This window comes from Achromobacter insolitus, from assembly GCF_002209555.1.
In the GTDB taxonomy this organism is placed as follows: domain Bacteria; phylum Pseudomonadota; class Gammaproteobacteria; order Burkholderiales; family Burkholderiaceae_B; genus Achromobacter; species Achromobacter insolitus.
In genome coordinates this window covers 40,661-60,228 of record NZ_NJIF01000005.1, presented here as the reverse complement: position 1 = coordinate 60,228, position 19,568 = coordinate 40,661, and the positions used below count along the sequence as shown (strand labels likewise).

Below are 19,568 nucleotides of genomic sequence, written 5' to 3'. Positions count from 1 at the left end.
TCAGGATTGCGACAGCCGATCCAGCGTCGGCTTCACGAGCGGGTTGGATGAGGCGAAACGTGGCTTGAAGGTTTGCCTGGCGCGGGCCAGGTCGGCTTCGTCCCAATAGCCGATCAGGATGCCGCCTTCGGAAATGCGAGGCTGGACCTCGATGGACTCGATGGTGCCGTCGGCCACGGTGGCGCGTTGGCGGGGCTGGCGCGCCCAGCGGAACAGCAGATCCTCCATGCGCCGGCGCACCGCTTCGTGCGCGGGCGAGGCGCCCAGGTCGACGAATTCATTGGGGTCTTCCAGCAGGTCGTAGAGCATTGGCCGGTAGCCCTCGGCCATCACGTACTTCCAGCGCTCGTCGCGCACCATGCGCAGCCAGGCCTGCCGTGCCGGCGTGCCCAGCGTGATGCGCGAATCCTGGAAGGCATAGTCGTATTCGCAGATGACGTGGTCGCGCCAATCCGGCGGCGTCTGACCGAATAATAGGGGGCGCAGCGAACGTCCGTCCATGACGTGGGGCACCGGCACTCCGCCGCAGGCGTCCAGGAAGGTCGGCGCCAGGTCTATCGCTTCGACCATGGCCGCGCAACGGGTGCCGCGTGCCGCATCGGCGCGGGGATCCGGGTCGTAGACGATCAGTGGCGCGCGGATGACGGGTTCATGGAACAGGTCCTTTTCTCCCATCCAGTGATCACCCAGGTAATCGCCGTGATCGGACGTGAAAACGATCATGGTGTTGTCGAACAGGCCGCGCGCTTCCAGGAAGCGGAACAGCACGCCGAGCTGGTCGTCGATCTGCTTGATCAGTCCCATATAGCCCGGCATGACGGCCTCGCGCACACCGGGCTCGGAGAAGGTCGCCGATACGCGGTGCTTCATCATCGCGGCGTAGACGGGGTGCGGATCGGCCCGTTCGGCGTCATTGCGCACCACCGGCAACGCATCTTCCGGCCCGTACAGGCCGGCGTAGGGCGCCGGCGCCAGATAGGGCCAGTGGGGCTTGATGTAGGACAGGTGCAGGCACCACGGCTGTTCGCCGGCTTCGCTGATGAAGTCCATCACCCGGCGCGTGATGTACGGCGTCTCCGAATGTTCGTCCGGCACGCGCGCGGGCAGGTTGGAATACTTGAGGAACCAGCCCGAACGCACCGTGCCGTCCGTGTCCACGGCGGAGTTGGCCCAGCTTTCCCAGGGATTGTCGCCGCCGTACCCCTGCGCGCGCAGATAGTCGTTGTAGCGCGGGTCGGGATCGTGGCCGGAGTATGGATGGATGCCATCGTCGCGTTCGTAGGCGTCGAAGCCGCACTCGGCAATGCGGCGGCCGATGACCGACGCCGGGTCGATGCCCAGCCGCGACATGCCGGCCAAGTCCGCCCGCATATGCGTCTTGCCCACCAGCACGGAACGCACGCCCAGGGGCCGCAGATGGTCGCCTATGGTCATTTCTCCCGCCTTCAGCGGCACGAAGTTCCAGCTGGCGCCATGCGCATGCACGTAGCGGCCCGTGTAGTAACTCATGCGCGACGGACCGCATACGGGCGACTGCACGTAGGCGCGGTCGAAGACCATGCCGCGCGCCGCCAGCGCATCCAGGTTCGGCGTCTTCAGCGTGGGGTGGCCAAAGCAGGAAAGATGGTCGTAGCGCAGCTGGTCGCACATGATGAAGAGAATGTTCTTCACGCCTCGGGTCATGCTAGGCTCCTGTCTCCGATGGGGCATGCAGGAATTCTATCGACGGCCTGCGCGCCCATCCCTTGAATTGTTTTGATGTCGATTACCCCTGGTAATCGGCCGGAGAGGCGGCTTGCGACTCCAGCATCTGAACCTGTTGCTCACCCTGGCGCGGACAGGCAGCATGCGCGCTGCCGCGCAGGTCCTGAACGTGTCGCAACCAGCGCTGACCAAGGCGTTGCGCCAGCTGGAAGAAGAGGTCGGCACGGAGCTGGTGCTGCGCACGCCGAAGGGCGTGCGGCTGGCGCAGGCCGGCGAAATCCTCGCGGCGCGCGCCGCCGTCGTCATGCGCGAGATCGAAAAGGCCCATGAGGACCTTGCCTGGCATCTGCGTGGCGCGGAGGCGCAGGTGACGCTGGGCGTGTCGCCGGCCGCCGCAATCCTGCTGGCGCCGGGCGCGGTGGCGCGCTACGGCGCGCGCTGGCCGCAAGTGCGGCTGCGCGTGCGCGACACACTTTATCCGCAGGCGCTGGAGCGCATCCGGTCCGGCGAACTCGACATGGCGCTTGGGCCCTTGCCTGAAGCCGGCGGTGGCGGCGACCTGGCCGTGCAACCCCTGTTCGAAAGCCAGTCGGTCGTGGTTGCGCGCGCCGCGCATCCGCTTGCCCGTGTCCGCCGCCTGAGCGAGCTGGCCGAGGCCGCCTGGGTACTGACGGGACCGGCGCAAGGACCGGGCGATCCCAGGGCGCTATACGCCGACGAAGTGCAGGCGCGCGCCTTGCATCTGCAACTGGAGTGCGAGTCGTTCTCCACGCTGCTGGCGCTGATGCCGCAGCTGGATCTGGTCGGCATCATGCCGCAAGGGTTTCTGGACCGTTACGGCCCCGCGCTGGGACTGGTCCGCCTGGATCTCATCGACCCTTTGCCCAAGACCGTCATCTATGTGACGCACCGCGCGGATGCGCCGCTGACCGTGCCGGCGCGCCGTCTGCTGGATGCGCTGCTGGGCGAGGCCGCGCAGATGGCTGCGCACGCCTGAACCTAGGCCTTGGTTCATCGCGTTGACGGAAAATCTTCGATCCGCCGCAGACCCTGGCCGCCTACATCGAACTGCTGCGCGCACCCGCTGTGGGAAGGGCCGAAGCGTCCTGATCCGGCATCTGCGAAATGCCTGGCACGCCGCGCCGGATGTTGCGCGAGAACTCTGCTGCGTCCGAGGTGGCGCGGGCGCGCTGCGTGTAATGGCCCGCTTGCCGGTATCCCTCGGGACTGTCGGCGCCTTCCAGCGCGTCAAGCCGATACAGGTACTCGGGCAGGTAGCCCGACAGCAGCAGCCGGTAATCCAGGGGCAGGCCGGGCACGATCTCGTCCGCCAGCCGGTACACGATGGTGGTGCAGTTACCCGTCAGTGTGTTGTAGAAGCGGGGCTTGGCCACCAGCCGGGTCGCGGTTTCTACATAGGAAAGGAACAGCTTGCGGGCAGCGCCTTCCGGCATGTGCACGCGGTACAAGTAGCCTTCCTCGCCACGCACGTTGGTGCGCACGCGCAGGCTGTCTTCCTCGGTGGAAGCCAGTACCGCCAGTTCGTACTGGCGGAAGAAGCCGCCGATTTCGGAGAACACGTCGTGCAGCTTGCGGCGGATCTCCACCGAGAACACCACGTATTGCCCATCGTCGAAGCCGAACGACACCATGGCGTGGGCGACGGCGGGCCGGCCCCAATAGGACAACGCCAGATCCACCGAAGCCAGCCGCGTCAGATCGTAGGTGCGAGTTTCCCAGCGGATGTCGTAGTCGGTGCGCGAGCGCCAGTCAAAGTTGCGCACGTTGCGCAAGGTGACGATATCGCCCTCTATCGAGCCCTGGGTCTGGCGGGCGACTTCAGGCATCCATTGGCGGTCGTTGGAAGCACGCACCCCTAGCGTCCACCAGGCTATCAGCGCCAGCAGCAGGGCGCCGAACAGCCAGGCGGGAAAAGAATGTCCCAGGACCAGTCCGCTCAATGCAGCCGCAGCAAGCGCCAGCCATGCCGCGGACAAGGCGGCGCGTGCGCGGCCCCGGTACGGAGACTGGAACCAGAGGGCCGCCGCGCCCCAGGCGGCGCCGGCCACGATGGCCACGCCGAGCACGAGATGCAGCATCATGGGGTTTGCGTTTGCGTTTGCGTGTGCATCCGTGCGCGCGTTGCGGGTCCGCGCCCGCGGGCGCGCATCATTGCGCCCCTTGCGACGACTCGGCCTGCTCCGCATTGCGGGCGTGCGCGTGGCGGTCCTGCTTGCGCCAGCCGGCGCGCATGCGGGCGATCTGCCGCAGCGCGTCCTGCGATACCTTCCACCAGCCGAACGGCCGCGGGTCCGCCAACATGCTGAGCGCGCGCGCATAGTCCAGCGTCAGGCCAGGGGTCCAGGCCATGGTCAGGGCGCGCTTGCGGATCTGTGCCGCCACCCACAGTTCGGGCGTCAGCAGGAGGCGCAGCAGCACACGCCATCCGGCGCCTGCGCCATGCAAGCGGCCAACCACGCCGTCCAGCGCGGCTTCCAGCGCGCTGGACACGGAACTGGAGCAGTTCCGGTGAGTCAGGTTGTAGGTGGTGGTCTTGCGGTATTCGTCCCAGAATGCCTGTAGCTTGGCCGCGTCATAGTTGCGGATGCGGACCCGGGTCGTCGACGGCGTCCAGGCCTTGGACTCGGTGGCGTAGTCGGGCTGGAAAACGCCCGGCACGTTGTTCTCGGCCGTGGCGCGCAGTAGGGTGCCGAACTGTTCCGGAGAGTGGTCGATCTCCTGGGCCGGGTACAGGCTGATGTAGATGCCTTCCGGCGATTCCAGCGCGGCATGGCCGGTGGAAACCACGCCATTGATGTCCACGGCGGCGATATAGCGGTTCACGACGGGGTAGTTGCGTGTCTGGGTCTTGGCCGAACCGGATGGCGTCCAGACGTGAACGGTCAGCGCGCGCTCCGATTCCAGGGGAGGGCCGTCGAATACCCTCTGTGCGGGGCTGTCGGCGCGCGTGGGCATGAAGTCCGGGCTGGGGTTGACGTCCAGGGCCGGATTGGAGTCCAGGTTGCGGACCCGGCGCGCCAGCGACAGCAGGTGCAGACCCGAAAACGCCAGGAACAGCCCAAGGCAATACGGCACCGTACCGACGTAATGGGTGGGGTACGGCTGGAAAAAGAAAATGGCCAGCAGGATTTCCGCGACGCCCGAAGCGAAAACATAGCGCCAGCGCTCATAACGCACCACATAGGCGGCGGTGCATTGGATCAGCCCGTCCATCAGGAACATCAGGCCGAACAGCATGGACAGCACGAAATGCCCATGGTGGTGCCCGACCAGGACCAGCACGCCCGCAGTCAGCACGATGGCGCCTTTGGCATACCGCAGCACCCGTTGGCCGCCCACGCCCGATTTGGCGATCACCAGCGTGGCCAGGCCCTCGAGCACCAGCAGCGCCGCGAAGAAGTTCAGCGGAAAATAGACGGCATTATCCAGCGCGTCGATAAATAGCGTAACGCCTATCAGCAGAAGCAGGCCGCCGATGACATACAAGGCGCGGGCGCGCTTGCGCAGATAATCCACGCCCAGCAATAACAAAACCAGATTAGCCATTGCGCTTGAATCTCCTCTCCCGTAATCCAGTTAGTCCGCTCGATATTTTGGTTTGCTGACCACGTTAACAAATTTTCCGGCACCGATGCATGTATTCTTCTGAAGTATCCGCCCGCGGTCTTTTCCGGAATATGGCATGAATACCAAGACAAGCAGCGCAGGACAGGAACACGCTGGAGAGACCCCTGCCAGTCTGATAGACGCCAGGATCCGCGAGCTGGGTGACTGGCGGGGTCAGACGCTCGCGCTCGTCAGGGCCGTGATCAGGCAAGCCGATCCCGACGTGGTCGAAGAGTGGAAGTGGCGGGTGCCGGTGTGGTCGCACGACGGCATTATCTGCACCGGCGAGGCCTACAAAAGCGCCGTCAAGCTGACATTCGCCAAGGGCGCGGTCCTGGAGGATCCCACGGGACTCTTCAACGCCAGCCTGGACGGCAATACGCGGCGCGCCATCGATATCCGCCAGGGAGAGTCCCTGGACGAAGCGGCTTTCAAGGCGCTGATCCGTGCCGCGGTGCGCTTGAATGCGGCAGGCGCCAAATAGCAGCTTGCACGATGGCGCAATCAGGGCAATAGGCCGGCGTCCCGCAATAACGGTTCCTCATACGTGGAGTCCTCTGCCGGATAGCGCAGGCCCGGGAGGTTGCCGGCTTTGGCTAGCGCCCAGACGATGCTTTCGCCAGCGGGCAGGTTATCGGGCGCCTGAGCGTACAGCGGATCTTCAAACGCGGCGTTCGCCGCGGCGATTGTCCACCCTTGGGCGGTCAGCGCGGCAATCACGTCCGGCAGGGCGTCGGCATTGAGCTGGTTGGTGTGCAACAGCATGACATGCTTCGGGCTGCGTCCCAGGACTTGGCGTGCCAGCCCGTCGTAATACGCCGCGCGGTCCAGCAAATGGCGGATGTAGCGCTGCTTCACTCCCTGGGCCTTGGCAGTTTGGCCTGCCTTCATGTGATCGGCATAGACGCGGCTGTAATACCAGTCGCTTGCGTCGATGGATACCGGTGCGCTCCGGTAGCCGTTCTTCGTCATCCAGATGCGCATCCCATCACGTTTGGCTGGCGTATCGCCTTCCTTCAGATAGGGGAACCTCAACATCGGTACGAAGGTAGGCATGTTCCGGAGGGCGGCATCCGCTGTTTCCACATCGGCAATGAACGCTGCCAGCGACACCTGGGAATTGGCCAGACTGCGGTGGTTGGCGGTGTGGTTCCCGACCGAGTGTCCCGCCCGCGACCATTCGGCCACCAGCGCCAAACCTTCCGCGCCGCCTATGCGGATCAGCGAGGGAAACAACGCGGACTGGATCCCTTGGTTGCGCAAGGCGTCCAGTAGCTGGGCATTCCATTGAACCGCTTCCGGCTGCTTGCCCGGATTGAGTCCGTCATCGAACGTCAGGGCCACTGTCTGGGCGGAGCACCAGGATGCCCAGAGCGAGAAACAGGCGAGAAGGACAAGACGGGGGAAAAAGCAGGAAGCCATGCAGGAACGCCGATCCAAAGGAAGTTGTCGCGCACGCCAGGCATTCGGCCATGGCGCGGCCCGTGCCCCGGCGCGGGCCGGGGCATCAGGATAGCAGCGACGGCGAACTGGCGTGCTGGCCGGATCACGCCGCTGCGGGTCTGATGTTCTGGTTGTGCCGGAACAGATTCTTCGGGTCGTAGCGGGTCTTGGCCTGGACCAGGCGGTCGAAGTTTGGCCCGTAGGCGGCGCCCAGCCGTTCGGGTTCGTCCTGCGTCAGGAAGTTCACGTACACCCCTTCCTGCGCATAGGGCTCGGTGGTCCGGAACAGCGTCCGGGCCCACGCCATGCAGCGTTCGTCTTCCTCCGGAAAGTCCCAGCGCCCGTGCACATTCATGGCGAATTGCGCCGAGCGGTGTGGATAGGCCGTGGCGGACACCGGTACCCGCGAGGCTACCCCGCCGATGTAGCCCAGGAAGATTTCGCATTGCTGGGACGGCAGGTTTTCCACTGCCTCGACGATGGCGTCGATCAGTCCATCCTGCAGGCCGCCCAGATTGTGCGACTTCCAGTAATTGCGCGCGCCCGGCGTGAGCAAAGGATCAAAGGCCTTTTGCCAGGCGCCGTACGGCATGGGGCCCAGGTGTTCGCCATACGGCGTGCCCCAGCCGCGCACGGCTTCAACGGCGGCGGGGCCCTGGGCTGGATCTCCCGAATAGCACATGGCGAAGGCAACCATCGGCTTGCCATGCACCGCTTCCGGCAGGAAGGGCAGCGGGGGCGCGAGCCTCAGCACCGCCCAGACGGTCAGCTCCAGCGGCATGGCTGCCAGCGCGTCGCGGTACTTCCGCAACGCTTCCTTGCCCTGTTCCAGCGGCAGCACCACCAGGCCGCCATAGACCTGCGGGCCGATGGGATGCAACTGGAACTCGAACATGGTGACCACGCCGAAGTTGCCGCCGCCGCCCCTTATGGCCCAAAACAGCTCCGGGTTGTCCTGTTCGCTGGCATGCAGCAGTTGGCCATCCGCCGTGACGACGTCGGCCGAGAGGAGGTTGTCGATGGACATTCCGAACCTGCGGGTCAGCCAGCCGAATCCGCCGCCCAGGGTCAGCCCGGCCACGCCCGTGGTGGAATTGACGCCCAGCGGCGTCGCCAGGCCGCAAGCCTGGGCCTCGTGGTCGAAATCCGCGAGCGTGGCGCCAGGCTCCACGTAGGCGCGCGCCCGGAGGGGATCGACGCGCACCGACTTCATCGGCGACAGGTCCAGCATCATGCCGCCCTCGCAGACCGCCGTGCCGGCAATGTTGTGGCCGCCGCCGCGCACGGACAGGACCAGATCATTGTCGCGGGCGAAATCCACGGCGCGGCGCACGTCGGCGGCGCCGGCGCATCGGAAGATGACCGCCGGGCGGCGGTCGATCATCGCATTCCAGATTTTCCGGGCGTCGTCGTAGCCGGCGTCCTCGGGGCCCAGGACCTGTCCTCGGGCAGAGGCTTTCAGGTCATCCAGGGCGTTTGCGGGAAGTTTGCTCATCACACACCTCCTTGAAGGTGCTGTGCTTCGTGAACAATCTCTGAAACTGGGGCCTGCAAATGAGGCCCGGGCCGCCTAGGGAATTGGGCGCGGCATGGTGGACGCCTCCTGTGTGTGAGGCCATGGCCCGGAGAGGACGGCGCGCCGCGCCGGGAGCCTGGCGGCCCGCTCCCGTTTTGCGCGCCGTGGCGTGCGTATCGGGATAGCTTACTCCTCGCTGGTCCATTCCACCTGCACGCCGAGGCTGCGCAGGTTCTCGACGAAGCGCGGGTGGGCACGGCGGATCGGCGTGGCGTTGCGGATTTCCGAACGGCCGTCGATGCTGCTGGCGATCATGAACAGCGCGATGGCGACACGAATGATGTAGGGGCTTTCGACCACGGCGGGCGTCAGCGGCCGGCCGCCGAAGGTGATCAGCCGGTGCGGATCCGAGGAGAATACGTGCGCCCCGAACTTGGACAATTCACCGGTCCATCCCAGCGCGCCATCGTAGACCTTGTTCCAGAACATGGCGTTGCCCTGCGCACACACGCCCAAGGCAATGAAAATTGGCAGCAGGTCCACCGGGAAGTACGGCCAGGGCGCCGCCTCGACCTTGGTGAGCACATTGCTGGTAAAAGGCGTTTGCACCTTCAGCGGGCCAGAGCGCAGCGCGCGCGACCAGCCATTCTCGTGCACGATCTGCACGCCGAACTTGGCAAAGGTACGGTCGATCAGCGGGAAGTTCCCGGGCGTGCTGTTGCGCACCACCACGTCGCCGCCGGTGATCGCGCCCAGCGCGAGAAAAGTGGTGATCTCGTGGAAGTCTTCTTCGAACGTGAATTCGCCGCCGCCCAGGCGGGTGCCACCGCTTACGGTCAGGCGCGAGGTCCCGATGCCGTCGATCTGCGCGCCCATCATCGCCATAAAGCGGCAGAACTCCTGGACGTGCGGCTCGGAGGCCGCGTTCGTCAGGGTCGATTCCCCTTCGGCGGCCGCCGCACACAGCACAAAGTTCTCGGTCGTGGTGACCGACGCGTAGTCCAGCCAATGGTGGGTCGGCTTGAGCGGGCCGCTGGCGCGGACCAGCAGGGATCCGCTGGCGCGCTCTACCTCGCCGCCGAAGGAACGGAAGATGTCCACGTGTGGATCGATCTCGCGCACGCCCAGCGTGCAGCCCTTGACGTTGTCTTCCAGCCGGGCCACGCCAAAGCGTGCCAGCAGAGGCGGCACCAGCATGATGGACGACCGCATCTCCTCGGGCAGCCGGTGGGTGGCGGCATCGAAGGCGGTGTCGCGGTGGTGCAGGTCCAGCGTGCGGGTGGACTCGTCGAGCCGCACGTCGCTGCCGAGGGTGCGGAAGATGTCGAGGATCTTGCGCACATCGGTGATGTCGGGCACGCCGCGCAGCCGCAGCGGCTGATCCGTCAGCAGGGTGGCGCACAGCACAGGCAGGACCGCGTTCTTGTTGGCCGAGGGGATGACGCGGCCGCGCAATGGGGTGCCGCCGTGGACGATGAGGTTGGACATGGAGCGAGAAGGGCAAAAAATGGGGGGAAGGGAGCCGCCGGCGCTGCCTGCAGCGGATTGCTACTGACGAATGAGGCGGGCGGTAGCCGTTGGGGAGGCAGCGCTGCCGCGCTAGGTCCGGCGCCGCAGCCTTTCCTGGTGCAGCTGTCTGACCTGCTCGGCAAATTCCGGCACGGGCCCGTCGACGGGAACGCCGTCCACGACCTCGGCGATGGCGAGCGGCCGGACCTTGGACGTGGGGGCAACTCCCCATTCCTGCAGCCATTGCCGGTACTGGGCGGACGAGCTGGCGTAGACGATCCTGCCCAGGCCGACCCATCCGTGCGCCGACGCGCACATGGAGCAGTGTTCGCCCGAGGTATAGACGGTACAGGCGGCGCGCTGGGCCGGCGGCACATTATTGGCGGCCCAGCGGGCGATCTCGAATTCCGGATGCCGCGTGCGGTCGCCGCTGGAGACGTGGTTGTGGTCTTCGAACAGGACTACGCCCTCCGGCGAGACGAGGACGGAGCCGAAAGGTTCGTCACCGGCTTGCAGCGCCTGTTTCGCCAGCTCGACGCATCGCGCCAAGTGTTTCTTGTCCAGTTCGGTAATCATGCGGAGCCTCTCTCTGTATGCCGCGCAGCGGGGACCGGCGGACTGCGGCATGAGAAGGCCGCCGGCGTGCATGGCGCAAGCATAGCCTCCTTGGCGGCAGACTTAGTAGTACACGTCCACGTAGTCGGTCAGGCCGCCGCAGGCTTCCATCTGCTGCAGGCGCCAGTACTTGCGCTTGCCGGTGGCGCGGAACTCGAACTCGCCGTTGCGCTCGCAGCGCCGGCCCTTGTCCGGGGCGTCCAGGATCAGGATCGTGCCGCGGAAGAGGAAGCGGTCGCTTGCGATCGAAACAATGTCGCCCTTGATCTTCAGCGTGCCCTCGTGGTTGGCTTGCGTGCCTTCGATGCGGACCACATCGTTTTCATCCGTCGCGGTCAGATGGCCGCGTTGCGCCGACCAGAGCCATTGCAGGGTGATGCCGCTGTTGTTCATCAGACGTTCGTAGGCGGCCTGATTCTGGATGTCGGTCTTCTGCACGGAACCCGAAGCTGCGGCTGCAGCTGGCGCTGCCGCGGGTGCGGGCGTGGGGGCGCTTTGATGCGCCTTCATCGGCGGCGCGGCCAGGGCCGGCATTGCCGTGGCAAAGGCCAGCCCGGCCGCCAGCAGCAGGCCGGTGATCCGCTTTTTTCCCTGGGCGATGAGCGCGTCGCTTTCGAGGTTCGTGTGCATGGTTCTCGTCAAGTAGAGTGGGAGGGCGCGGCCCGAGGGTCCGGCGGGCGCATAAATTAGCACGCTCATCGGCCCCGATAATTGCTGTTGTTTGAGCGTGTGTATCTATCGGTTATTTTATTTACCAATAAATACGGCTCTGGGCCCGCCGCCGCCCGCTCAGCGTTTCAGGCTTGCGCTTTGCGCCCGGAATGCGGCCTCCCCGGCGTCGGATATTTCGACCCACTTCTTGTCGGGCGGGGCATCCGGCAGGTAGCTGTCGTGCCAGTTCCACCATTTGTAGGTCGGCGTCTGCGGATAACCTGCCGGTGAATCCTCCCAGACTTCCTGCCGGCCCAGCGGCGTGATATCCAGATAGTTCCACGTGCCGCCCATCTGCTCGTCACCGCGATTGTTCAGGAAGTAAGTGCGGAAGATCTGGTCCCCATCACGATAGAACACGTTGGTGCCATGCCATTCGTCCACGCCGAAGTCGGCGTCGAAACCGTCGGTCAAGGTGTACCAGGGCATGGTCCACCCCATCCGGGCTTTCAGGCGCGCAATGTCAGCCTGCGAGGCGCGCGATACGAAGACCAGGGTGGTGTCGCGGGCATTCAAGTGGGCCAGGTGAGCGACCTGGTCGGCCACCATGGAGCAGCCGCGGCAGGCGTGTTCCGGCCAGCCGTACACGCCTGGTTCGAAGAAGGCGCGGTAAACGATCAGTTGGCGGCGGCCATCGAACAAGTCGGGCAGGGCAAGCGTGCCGGACGGGCCTTCGAACGCATATGCCTGGGTCACCGTCGTCCAGGGCATGCGCCGGCGTTCCGCGGCCAAGGCATCGCGGGCGCGGGTGTGGGCCTTTTCCTTCACAAGCAGCTGCTGCCTGGCCGCTTCCCATTCCTGCGGCGAGACGACCGGGGGAGTGTGCATGCGGGTGCGATTGCTGGATGCAGTCATGATTTCGGTACCTCCTTATCGCGGGCCGGCGCCCTGGCGCAAGGGACTGCGCGCAGTGGCTGCTCGGCGGCCAGGAACCAGTCTGGCATCGCCAGACCCGCGAGGGGGAGTAACAAATGCGGCGCAATTCCGCCGGGGGGCTGCTTCAGAAGCTCACTGCCAGGCCGACGGAGAAGCCCGACACATTGGTCCCGAACACATAGCGGCCTACCAGCCGGGTGCGGGTAATGATGACGTCGTAGGCGCTGGAATCCAGCTCCAGGCCTGCGCCCACGGAAGTCAGCCGGTCGAATCCGAGAATGCCGCGCTGATCGCCCAGGAACTCCGAGTGCGTCAGCTCCAGCACATAGCGCAGCGGCCGCTGCAGCATCATGAATCCCGTGGGGGCCCGGTAGCGCGCCCACAGATTGGCCGACTGCGCCGTGGCATGGCCTTCTACGGCCGCCGAGCTGTCGAAACTTTGCAGGCGCATGTCGGAATAGCGCAGTTCAACGTCGACTTCATAGCCGGGGCGGTAATGCTCATAGTCCAGCATCAGCGAGCCGCCCAAGCCATACGCATTGAGCGATCCGCGGTCCAGGAAGCTGATGTCCTTGCCGGTCTGGCGCCCCACATACCAGCTGGCGGCGCGCAAGTCGCTGGTGACATTGCCCAGCGCGAAATTGAAGATGGGGCGCAGCTTCAATTCGTCGGTCAGCTTGAAGTCCCAGCCGATGCCTCCGGTGGCTGAAAAGCTGTTCCACTTGGTGGGGATGCTGCGAGTCTCCGCGCCTTGGGTGGCGATAAAAGTCGGATCGTAGCGGCTCGCCGCCAGCACGCCCTCGAGGTATATGGGAACCGACTTGGAGATCGTGTCGCCGCCTCCCAGCTGCGTCATGGCGAACTCGGTGGACCCGGAGACCGATCCGCTGCCACCACCGATGTTCAGGGAACTTGTGGTGATGTCCGGCACGATGGAGAACGACATGATGGCAAGCACCCCGTTGGCGCGCTTTTGCAGGTCGTCCTGGCTCAGCCGCAGCCCCTGTTGCGCCACGGCCATGGAGGATGCGCCGCAGGCCAGCAGCGCAAGCAGCCAGTGGGAACGTCGTTTTGCCATACGCACGGGCAAGGGCATGTCATCTCCGGAAAGAACGCGTGTCCAACTGCAGCCAGCCTTACGACGTAAGGGAATCTACTTGGCCGTGACAGGCGGGTCAATCATGGCTTGGCGCTGGGCGGCCAGAAGCGCGTCGCTCTGGTCGATCCGGATGGTGCCTATTCGGGGAAACTCGAAATCCACGATGATGTATATCGCTGCCGTCATCACCACCGCGTACACCAGCTGGTGCAGGAGGCTGTCGCGTTGGGACAGCGCAAGTTTCGAGCCTATCAAGCAGGCGCACACCAGGGCGAGAAAGACCAGGAAGACGTAGGTCGCGAGGGGCGGATGGACCTTCTGCGCCACGGTCTGGGCCGTCGACACGTCGAACATGTCATTGACCGCGTTTACGTATGACGCAGCGAAGGGAGGCTCGGTATTGCGGACCGCTTTCATCGACGTGGCCCAGATTTCGTTCTGCAGCGCGCCCACCTTGGCCGCGATGGCGTCGCGCTGGCCCAGATCGGAAACATGGCTGTAGTACTCGATGCGTCCGTCTACATAGCGCCTGAATTGGTCGCGCAGCCTGGGCTGGTCGGCGGCATTGAGCAAGTCGATACGCAGCCAGGCCGTGCCGATGGAGTTGACCTCCTGAACCAGCAGGTTGCGCCGTTCGGCCATGCGCTGGGCCGCGCCCGAAAACGTGAAGGCCACCAGCAATCCCAGCAACGCAAATACCGACGCCTCGATGGCGGCCGCGCCGGCGCCGCTCTTGTCGTCCGACCCGTGGCCCAGCCGCTTGCCGATTCTTATCGCAAGCAGCAACAGCGCAAAGAACAAGACCGCCAAACCCGCCAGCAGAAGGGAATAGTTCATCAGGTCACCATGCGTTCACTTACGGTTGGTCGGGTGGGCCGTCGCAGTCGAGGCCATGTCGCGCCACAGCGTGACGCGGTCGCGTCCCGCCTGCTTGGATTCATACAGCGCCTCGTCCGCCCGCCGGATCACGTCGGAGGCCGATGCGCCGTCCTGCGGCCACAGGGCGACGCCGATCGACACCGTGACGCGGCCTACGCTGTCCGGCATGATGCGCTGGGCCACGGCGGCGCGCAGGCGTTCGGCCACCTCGCAAGCCTGCGTGGCGGAGGCGGTGGGCAACAAGGCGATGAATTCTTCGCCGCCTACCCTGAAGGCGCGGTCCTGGTCGCGCAAGCCGCCACGGATAACCTCCGCAAGCGCCATCAGCACTTTGTCGCCGGTCAGATGGCCGAAGGTGTCGTTGATGCGCTTGAAGTGATCCAGGTCCATGGCGATGATCGCGACGGGCGCGCCGTCAGCGGCGTAGGCGCCCAGCACGTCGGTCATGGCCCGGCGGTTCAGGAGGCCGGTCATGGGATCCGTCTGCGCCTGGGTGTTCAGCCGTCCCACTTCGTCCTGATGCTGGTCCAAGGTCGACTGGACGGCCTCGCGCAAGGTATCGGCCTCGACGTACCAAGTGTTGATCCGCCCAAGATCCGCATTGGCGGGTTTCCCCGCTCGCATGGCGCGCGTCAGTCGCGACAAGGGTGACGCGATGGCATAGGCCAGCCCGCATACCAACAGCAGCGTCAGGATGATGGCCGGGATGGCGGAGCGCAACGCCTCCCCGAGCAATTCCCGCAGCGGCGACAGCACCTGATCCAGAGAGCGCTGCGCCACCACCGCCCAATTGCCTTTGGGAAGGGGCGCATAGCCGGTCAGTATCTCCTTGCCTTCCGCATTCGAGAGCAGGGCGGAGCCACCGCGCCGGGTGGGTTCAATGCTCGCCAGGTCTAGCGCTTCCGGACCCGCATGCTTGCGGTACAGCACCTGGCCGGCTTTTCCGATAAGGAACACCGACATGCCGGCGATATCGTCGCGGTTGCCGATGACGCGGTCCATGCCGCTGTCTTCACCCAGTTTGATGACCAGGGCCAGATAGGCCAAGGGTTTGCCGGCGGTGTCGTTCACCGGCTCTACCGTGGTGAGCACGGTGGCGTTCGACCCGGCAAGCGTGGCGACCCAATGGCCTGGAGCGGGCGCGGTCAATCCCAGGTCGGCAAGGCGCGCGATGCGAGTGCCTGCGGCCTGGCCGCTAGGCGTCGCAGCCGTGATACCGCCAGCGGTGTCTGCAAGCAGCACGGCGTATACCGAGTCGATCTGGCCGGCCAGGCGCTGCAATTCGGCCTGCAGCGCCGCCGGATTGTGCAGGAGGGCGGGAAGTTGGCGCGCGCTATTGCCGGCCTGGCGATGCAGCGCAGCAACATAAACGTCGACAACCTCGGCGATCTTTTCCGCTCGTGCCTGATTGGCGGCCAGCGAGTTTTTGATTATCTGCGCCTTTTGTACCTGGTAGCTGGAGTACATGGCGTTGGAAAAGCCGACGGCGACGCTCAGCACGGCCAAGGCGACCAGGACCGCATGCAGTCCAACCTTATGCTTGCGCCTGCCTGCGAGGCCAGACCGAGGGCTCATCGAAACTCCATGCAATATCACATGCGTGGTGATGTATCGACCGCGTTGAGAGTGACAACAATAAATGGGCTGGCACTGCGCCGCAATACCAAGCGCGAGTAATTGCAACTCACCATTGATTTACGGAGAAAAATGTGTAGGCTTTGTGCGGTAAATCCAACATAGCGCTGCGTGATGCCGTTCACGCCGGTAATTTCTTATTACCTACGCCGCTTCGGTTGTCACGCACTGCCGGTTTTCATACGTGTGATCATGCTCTCTGCATTCGCCTGACTTCGTCGTTCACCGGACCGCCATTTGGCGCGATTCGTCCCGTTCCCCGTCTGGAGAAAGTGATTATGAAGCTGATACGCCGCGTGACTGCCTTCCGTTCACAACCGGGCCTGGCGCTCAGGCGCCGCGTGTCGGCACCCCTGACGTTGACCGCGCTGGCCATTGCGCTTGCGGCTCCGGCGTGGTCGGCCGAAGCGCCCAAGCCGGCGGAAGCGTCGACCAAGGCAGCCAATGCGGCCCTGCTGAAAGAATTGCCGTTTTCGGATAAGACCGCCTTCGAATTGGCGCACAAGGGATTCATCGCGCCGCTACCGGGCGGCATGATCAAGGGCGCCCAGGGCAATCCGGTATGGGACTCGGACAAGTACGGCTTTATCAAGGAAGGTTCCGAGGCTCCGGACACCGTGAATCCCAGCCTGTGGCGGCAGGCGCAGCTGATCAATATCTCGGGCCTCTTCCTGGTGGCCGACGGGATATACCAGGTGCGCAATCTGGACCTGTCGAACATGACCATCGTCGAAGGCAAGGAAGGCCTGACGATCATGGACCCGCTGATTTCCACCGAAACGGCCAAGGCCGCGTTGGATCTCTATTATCAGCACCGCCCCAAGAAGCCGGTTGTGGCCGTCATCTACACCCACAGCCACGTGGACCACTACGGCGGGGTGCGCGGCGTGGTCGATGAAGCCGACGTGAAGGCCGGCAAGGTGAAGATTTACGCGCCGCTCGGATTCCTGGAGCACGCCGTGGCCGAGAACGTGATGGCCGGCACTGCCATGAGCCGCCGCGCCAGCTACATGTACGGCAACCTGTTGCCGCCCAGCGCGACAGGCCAGGTGGGCGCGGGGCTGGGCACGACGACCTCTGCCGGAACGGTCACCCTGATACCGCCCACCGACATCATCGAAAAGACGGGCGAAAAGCGCACGATCGACGGCTTGACCTATGAATTCCTGTATGCGCCCGGCAGCGAGGCGCCAGCCGAGATGCTGTACTACATCCGCGAGAAAAAGGCCCTCAATACGGCCGAGGACTCCACGCACACCTTGCACAATACCTATTCGTTGCGCGGCGCCAAGATCCGCGACCCGCTGGCCTGGTCAAAGTACCTGAACGAGGCCCTGAACCTGTGGGGCGACGACGTCGAAGTGATGTACGCCATGCATCACTGGCCGGTCTGGAACAACAAGGAAGTGCGCGAGCAGCTGAGCCTGCAGCGCGACATGTACCGCTACATCAACGACGAGACCCTGCGACTGGCCAACATGGGCTACAACAAGGAAGAGATCGCCGAACAGGTCAAGTTGCCCAAGTCGATCGCCACCAAGTTCTCCAACCGAGGGTATTACGGTTCCGTCAATCACAACGTCCGCGCCACTTATGTGCTGTACCTGGGGTGGTTCAATGGCAACCCCGCCACGCTGCACACCTTGCCCATCGAGGAGGGCGCGAAGCGCTACGTCGACATGATGGGCGGCGTGGACGAGGTGGTGAAGAAGGCGCGCGAGTATTACGCCAAGGGGGATTACCGCTGGGTGGCCGAGGTGGTCAATTACGCGGTGTTCGCGGATCCGAAAAACCAGGCGGCCCGAGACCTGCAGGCCGATGCGCTGGAACAGTTGGGCTACCAGGCGGAAAGCGGCCCGTGGCGCAACTTCTACCTGACCGGCGCCAAGGAGCTGCGTGAAGGCGTGCAGAAACTGCCGGTGCCGGACACGGCCAGCCCCGACACGGTGCGCGCCATGACGCTGGACATGCTGTTCGACTATTTCGCGGTGCGCCTGAACCGCGAAAAGACCGAGGGCAAGCACGTCGTGTTGAATGTCGATTTCACCGACACGAAGCAGAAGTACATGCTGGAGATGGCCAATAGCGTGCTTAACCACTCCGAGGGCAAGCAGGCCAAGGAGCCTAGCGCCAGCGTGTCCCTGACGCGGGAAACGCTCAACAACATCATGCTGAAGCAGACCACGCTGAAGGACGCCATGGACAAGGGAGACGTCAAGGTCACGGGCGATCAGACCAAGCTTGCCGAAGTGTTCGGCGCGCTGGACGACTTCCCGTTCTGGTTCAACATTGTTACGCCGTAGGCGTTTAACGCCAGAGGCTGATCCTGGCTTTTGGCCGCAAGAGCCGACGGTCCCGCGCGCCAGCCGCACATGGGACCGTTGGCAGGAGACTGAACATGGTTAGCAAAAACACTGTCTGTATCTGGTATGACCAGGACGCCCTGGAAGCCGCGCAGTTCTATGCAAAGACCTTTCCGGACAGCGCCGTGCGCAAGGTCCTGCGCGCGCCGGGGGACTACCCCTCGGGCAAGCAAGGCGATGTGCTGACTGTCGAATTCACGGTGGCGGGCATACCCTGCGTCGGCCTGAATGGCGGCCCGGCGTTCAAGCATACCGAAGCCTTCTCGTTCCAGATTTCCACCGAGGACCAGGCCGAAACCGACCGCCTGTGGGATGCCATCATCGGTAATGGCGGCCAGGCGAGCGAATGCGGCTGGTGCAAGGACAAATGGGGCCTGTCCTGGCAGATCACGCCGCGGGTGTTGATCGAGGCTATTTCGGATCCCGACCCCGCCGCCGCCAAGCGCGCATTCGACGCCATGATGACCATGGCCAAGATCGATATCGCCACCATCGAGGCGGCACGCCGCGGATAGCGCCTTAAAGCGTTTCCTGCGGCGGCTGTCCGAGAGCGGACCGCCGCGAGGTGGAGTTACCCGAGCCGATGGGGCCTCAGCCTCCGGCCGGCAATACCCGGATCCCCGTGCGCTTCACGAATTCCTCGTAGCTGATGGGCGGTCCGGCCTTGGTGCTGGCGGCGTTTGCCTGCCAATGCACCCACGAGCGGCCCGTGGTGGCGTCGTAGACCACCTTGTAGATATAGGTGGGCACGGCAACGCCTGAGCCTATGGTTTTGGGCTTGTCGGCGTAGATGGGCCCGGTGAAGACATAGACGTCGCCCGCCGCGCGCATCACGTACTTGCGCGTGTCCTGTTCGATACTGCTCCAGGCGCCGCCGTTATGCGTCTGGTCCTGGGGCACCATATTGGCCAGCGAAAAGCTCTGCGCCATGGCTTCCGGCGTGGACATGTCGCCTGCCGGCGCCATGTGTCCGCGGGAATATCCCGAGCCGCGATAGTCGTCCAATTCGGCGCGCTCGGCGCGCGGCAGCCGCGCTTCGGCGTAGAACTTGTCGGTGCGGCGCATTCCCTGGGCCTGCGTCAGCATCTGGCGGTTCAGGCGCTCGGCGACGAACACCGGCGTCTTGGTCTGGCCGTCGTGTAGGATGGCGAAGGCGGAAAAACAGACCTCGCGCAGCTTCTGGCCGCCCGGCACTTCGGGCGGGCGCGAGTGCGGAAAGAACTGCCGGCATTCCGCAAACATTGTTTGAACTGGCGCCCCTGTCCGCGCTGCGGTCGGTATGGCCACGGGCGGCGCATGCCCGCGTTCTTGAGGCCACCCCAGGCGCGATATGACTTCCTGTACGGGGGCCGGAATCCGCCACTGCGGATTCAGCATATAGGTGGCGGCGCCGAAACTCGCCAGGGACGAGAACAGCAACGCCTTCAGGAATCGGGGGAAACGGCCGCTGGCTCGGGAACCGGCGCGGGCCTTGGATCTGCTGGGGGAACTTCTTTTCTTGGGAGCGGAGGTCTTCGCGCGCGTCATTACTACCTGTGAGCTACTGCCCGATTGCGGTTGGCAACCGGCGCCGCCACGGATTGTAGATGAG

17 protein-coding genes are annotated in these 19,568 nt (G+C 64.6%); 4 read left to right on the top strand and 13 right to left on the bottom strand.

Features of this window, described 5'->3' with window-relative positions; translation table 11 throughout:
• Entirely contained in the window at positions 1 to 1,683 is a 1,683-nt protein-coding gene (locus tag CEY08_RS18055; protein WP_076814178.1) for an alkaline phosphatase family protein, read from the bottom strand.
• 112 nt (positions 1,684 to 1,795) lie between these two features.
• Between CEY08_RS18055 and CEY08_RS18050 the strand changes: the two genes are divergently transcribed.
• A complete protein-coding gene (locus CEY08_RS18050; protein WP_063642483.1) occupies positions 1,796 to 2,701 on the top strand; it encodes a LysR family transcriptional regulator in 906 nt (301 codons plus the stop codon).
• A gap of 61 nt (positions 2,702 to 2,762) precedes the next feature.
• Here the strand turns inward: CEY08_RS18050 and CEY08_RS18045 are convergent, their stop codons facing one another.
• Entirely contained in the window at positions 2,763 to 3,806 is a 1,044-nt protein-coding gene (locus tag CEY08_RS18045) for an Lnb N-terminal periplasmic domain-containing protein (RefSeq protein WP_076814176.1), read from the bottom strand.
• A gap of 67 nt (positions 3,807 to 3,873) precedes the next feature.
• On the bottom strand, positions 3,874 to 5,271 hold the full coding sequence (locus CEY08_RS18040) for an HdeD family acid-resistance protein (RefSeq protein WP_042793991.1): 1,398 nt from the start codon (positions 5,269 to 5,271) through the stop codon (positions 3,874 to 3,876).
• Positions 5,272 to 5,407: 136 nt separating this feature from the next.
• On the opposite strand from CEY08_RS18040, the gene CEY08_RS18035 reads away from it, so the two are divergent.
• A complete protein-coding gene (locus CEY08_RS18035) occupies positions 5,408 to 5,815 on the top strand; it encodes a DUF1801 domain-containing protein (RefSeq protein WP_076814174.1) in 408 nt (135 codons plus the stop codon).
• Positions 5,816 to 5,835: 20 nt separating this feature from the next.
• Here CEY08_RS18035 and CEY08_RS18030 read toward each other — a convergent pair whose 3' ends face one another.
• The 9 genes from CEY08_RS18030 to CEY08_RS17990 all read right to left on the bottom strand — a co-directional run bounded on the left by CEY08_RS18030 (position 5,836) and on the right by CEY08_RS17990 (position 15,554).
• On the bottom strand, positions 5,836 to 6,753 hold the full coding sequence (locus CEY08_RS18030) for a polysaccharide deacetylase family protein (protein ID WP_076814173.1): 918 nt from the start codon (positions 6,751 to 6,753) through the stop codon (positions 5,836 to 5,838).
• Between the two features lie 124 nt (positions 6,754 to 6,877).
• Positions 6,878 to 8,269 (bottom strand): FAD-binding oxidoreductase, encoded by a 1,392-nt coding sequence (locus CEY08_RS18025; RefSeq protein WP_076814170.1) that lies wholly within the window; start codon positions 8,267 to 8,269, stop codon positions 6,878 to 6,880.
• 207 nt (positions 8,270 to 8,476) lie between these two features.
• Positions 8,477 to 9,778 (bottom strand): UDP-N-acetylglucosamine 1-carboxyvinyltransferase, encoded by a 1,302-nt coding sequence (locus tag CEY08_RS18020; protein WP_076814168.1) that lies wholly within the window; start codon positions 9,776 to 9,778, stop codon positions 8,477 to 8,479.
• A gap of 111 nt (positions 9,779 to 9,889) precedes the next feature.
• Positions 9,890 to 10,375 carry a nucleoside deaminase gene (locus tag CEY08_RS18015; RefSeq protein ID WP_042793987.1) on the bottom strand — a complete coding sequence of 162 codons (486 nt, stop codon included), beginning with the start codon at positions 10,373 to 10,375 and terminating at the stop codon, positions 9,890 to 9,892.
• A gap of 102 nt (positions 10,376 to 10,477) precedes the next feature.
• A complete protein-coding gene (locus CEY08_RS18010) occupies positions 10,478 to 11,044 on the bottom strand; it encodes a hypothetical protein (RefSeq protein ID WP_063960826.1) in 567 nt (188 codons plus the stop codon).
• 159 nt (positions 11,045 to 11,203) lie between these two features.
• A complete protein-coding gene (locus tag CEY08_RS18005) occupies positions 11,204 to 11,980 on the bottom strand; it encodes a DUF899 domain-containing protein (RefSeq protein WP_076814166.1) in 777 nt (258 codons plus the stop codon).
• Positions 11,981 to 12,125: 145 nt separating this feature from the next.
• Entirely contained in the window at positions 12,126 to 13,097 is a 972-nt protein-coding gene (locus CEY08_RS18000; RefSeq protein ID WP_063642492.1) for a hypothetical protein, read from the bottom strand.
• Positions 13,098 to 13,154: 57 nt separating this feature from the next.
• Positions 13,155 to 13,937 (bottom strand): bestrophin-like domain, encoded by a 783-nt coding sequence (locus CEY08_RS17995; RefSeq protein ID WP_076814163.1) that lies wholly within the window; start codon positions 13,935 to 13,937, stop codon positions 13,155 to 13,157.
• 15 nt (positions 13,938 to 13,952) lie between these two features.
• Positions 13,953 to 15,554: a sensor domain-containing diguanylate cyclase gene (locus CEY08_RS17990; protein WP_076814161.1), complete on the bottom strand. Its 1,602-nt coding sequence runs from the start codon at positions 15,552 to 15,554 to the stop codon at positions 13,953 to 13,955.
• Positions 15,555 to 15,892: 338 nt separating this feature from the next.
• Here CEY08_RS17990 and CEY08_RS17985 point away from each other — a divergent pair, with 338 nt between their 5' ends.
• A complete protein-coding gene (locus tag CEY08_RS17985) occupies positions 15,893 to 17,917 on the top strand; it encodes an alkyl/aryl-sulfatase (RefSeq protein ID WP_084738562.1) in 2,025 nt (674 codons plus the stop codon).
• A 95-nt stretch (positions 17,918 to 18,012) separates the two neighbouring features.
• Entirely contained in the window at positions 18,013 to 18,492 is a 480-nt protein-coding gene (locus CEY08_RS17980) for a VOC family protein (protein ID WP_042793981.1), read from the top strand.
• 76 nt (positions 18,493 to 18,568) lie between these two features.
• Here CEY08_RS17980 and CEY08_RS17975 read toward each other — a convergent pair whose 3' ends face one another.
• Positions 18,569 to 19,504: a DNA/RNA non-specific endonuclease gene (locus CEY08_RS17975; protein WP_076814158.1), complete on the bottom strand. Its 936-nt coding sequence runs from the start codon at positions 19,502 to 19,504 to the stop codon at positions 18,569 to 18,571.
• Positions 19,505 to 19,568 lie beyond the last annotated feature (64 nt).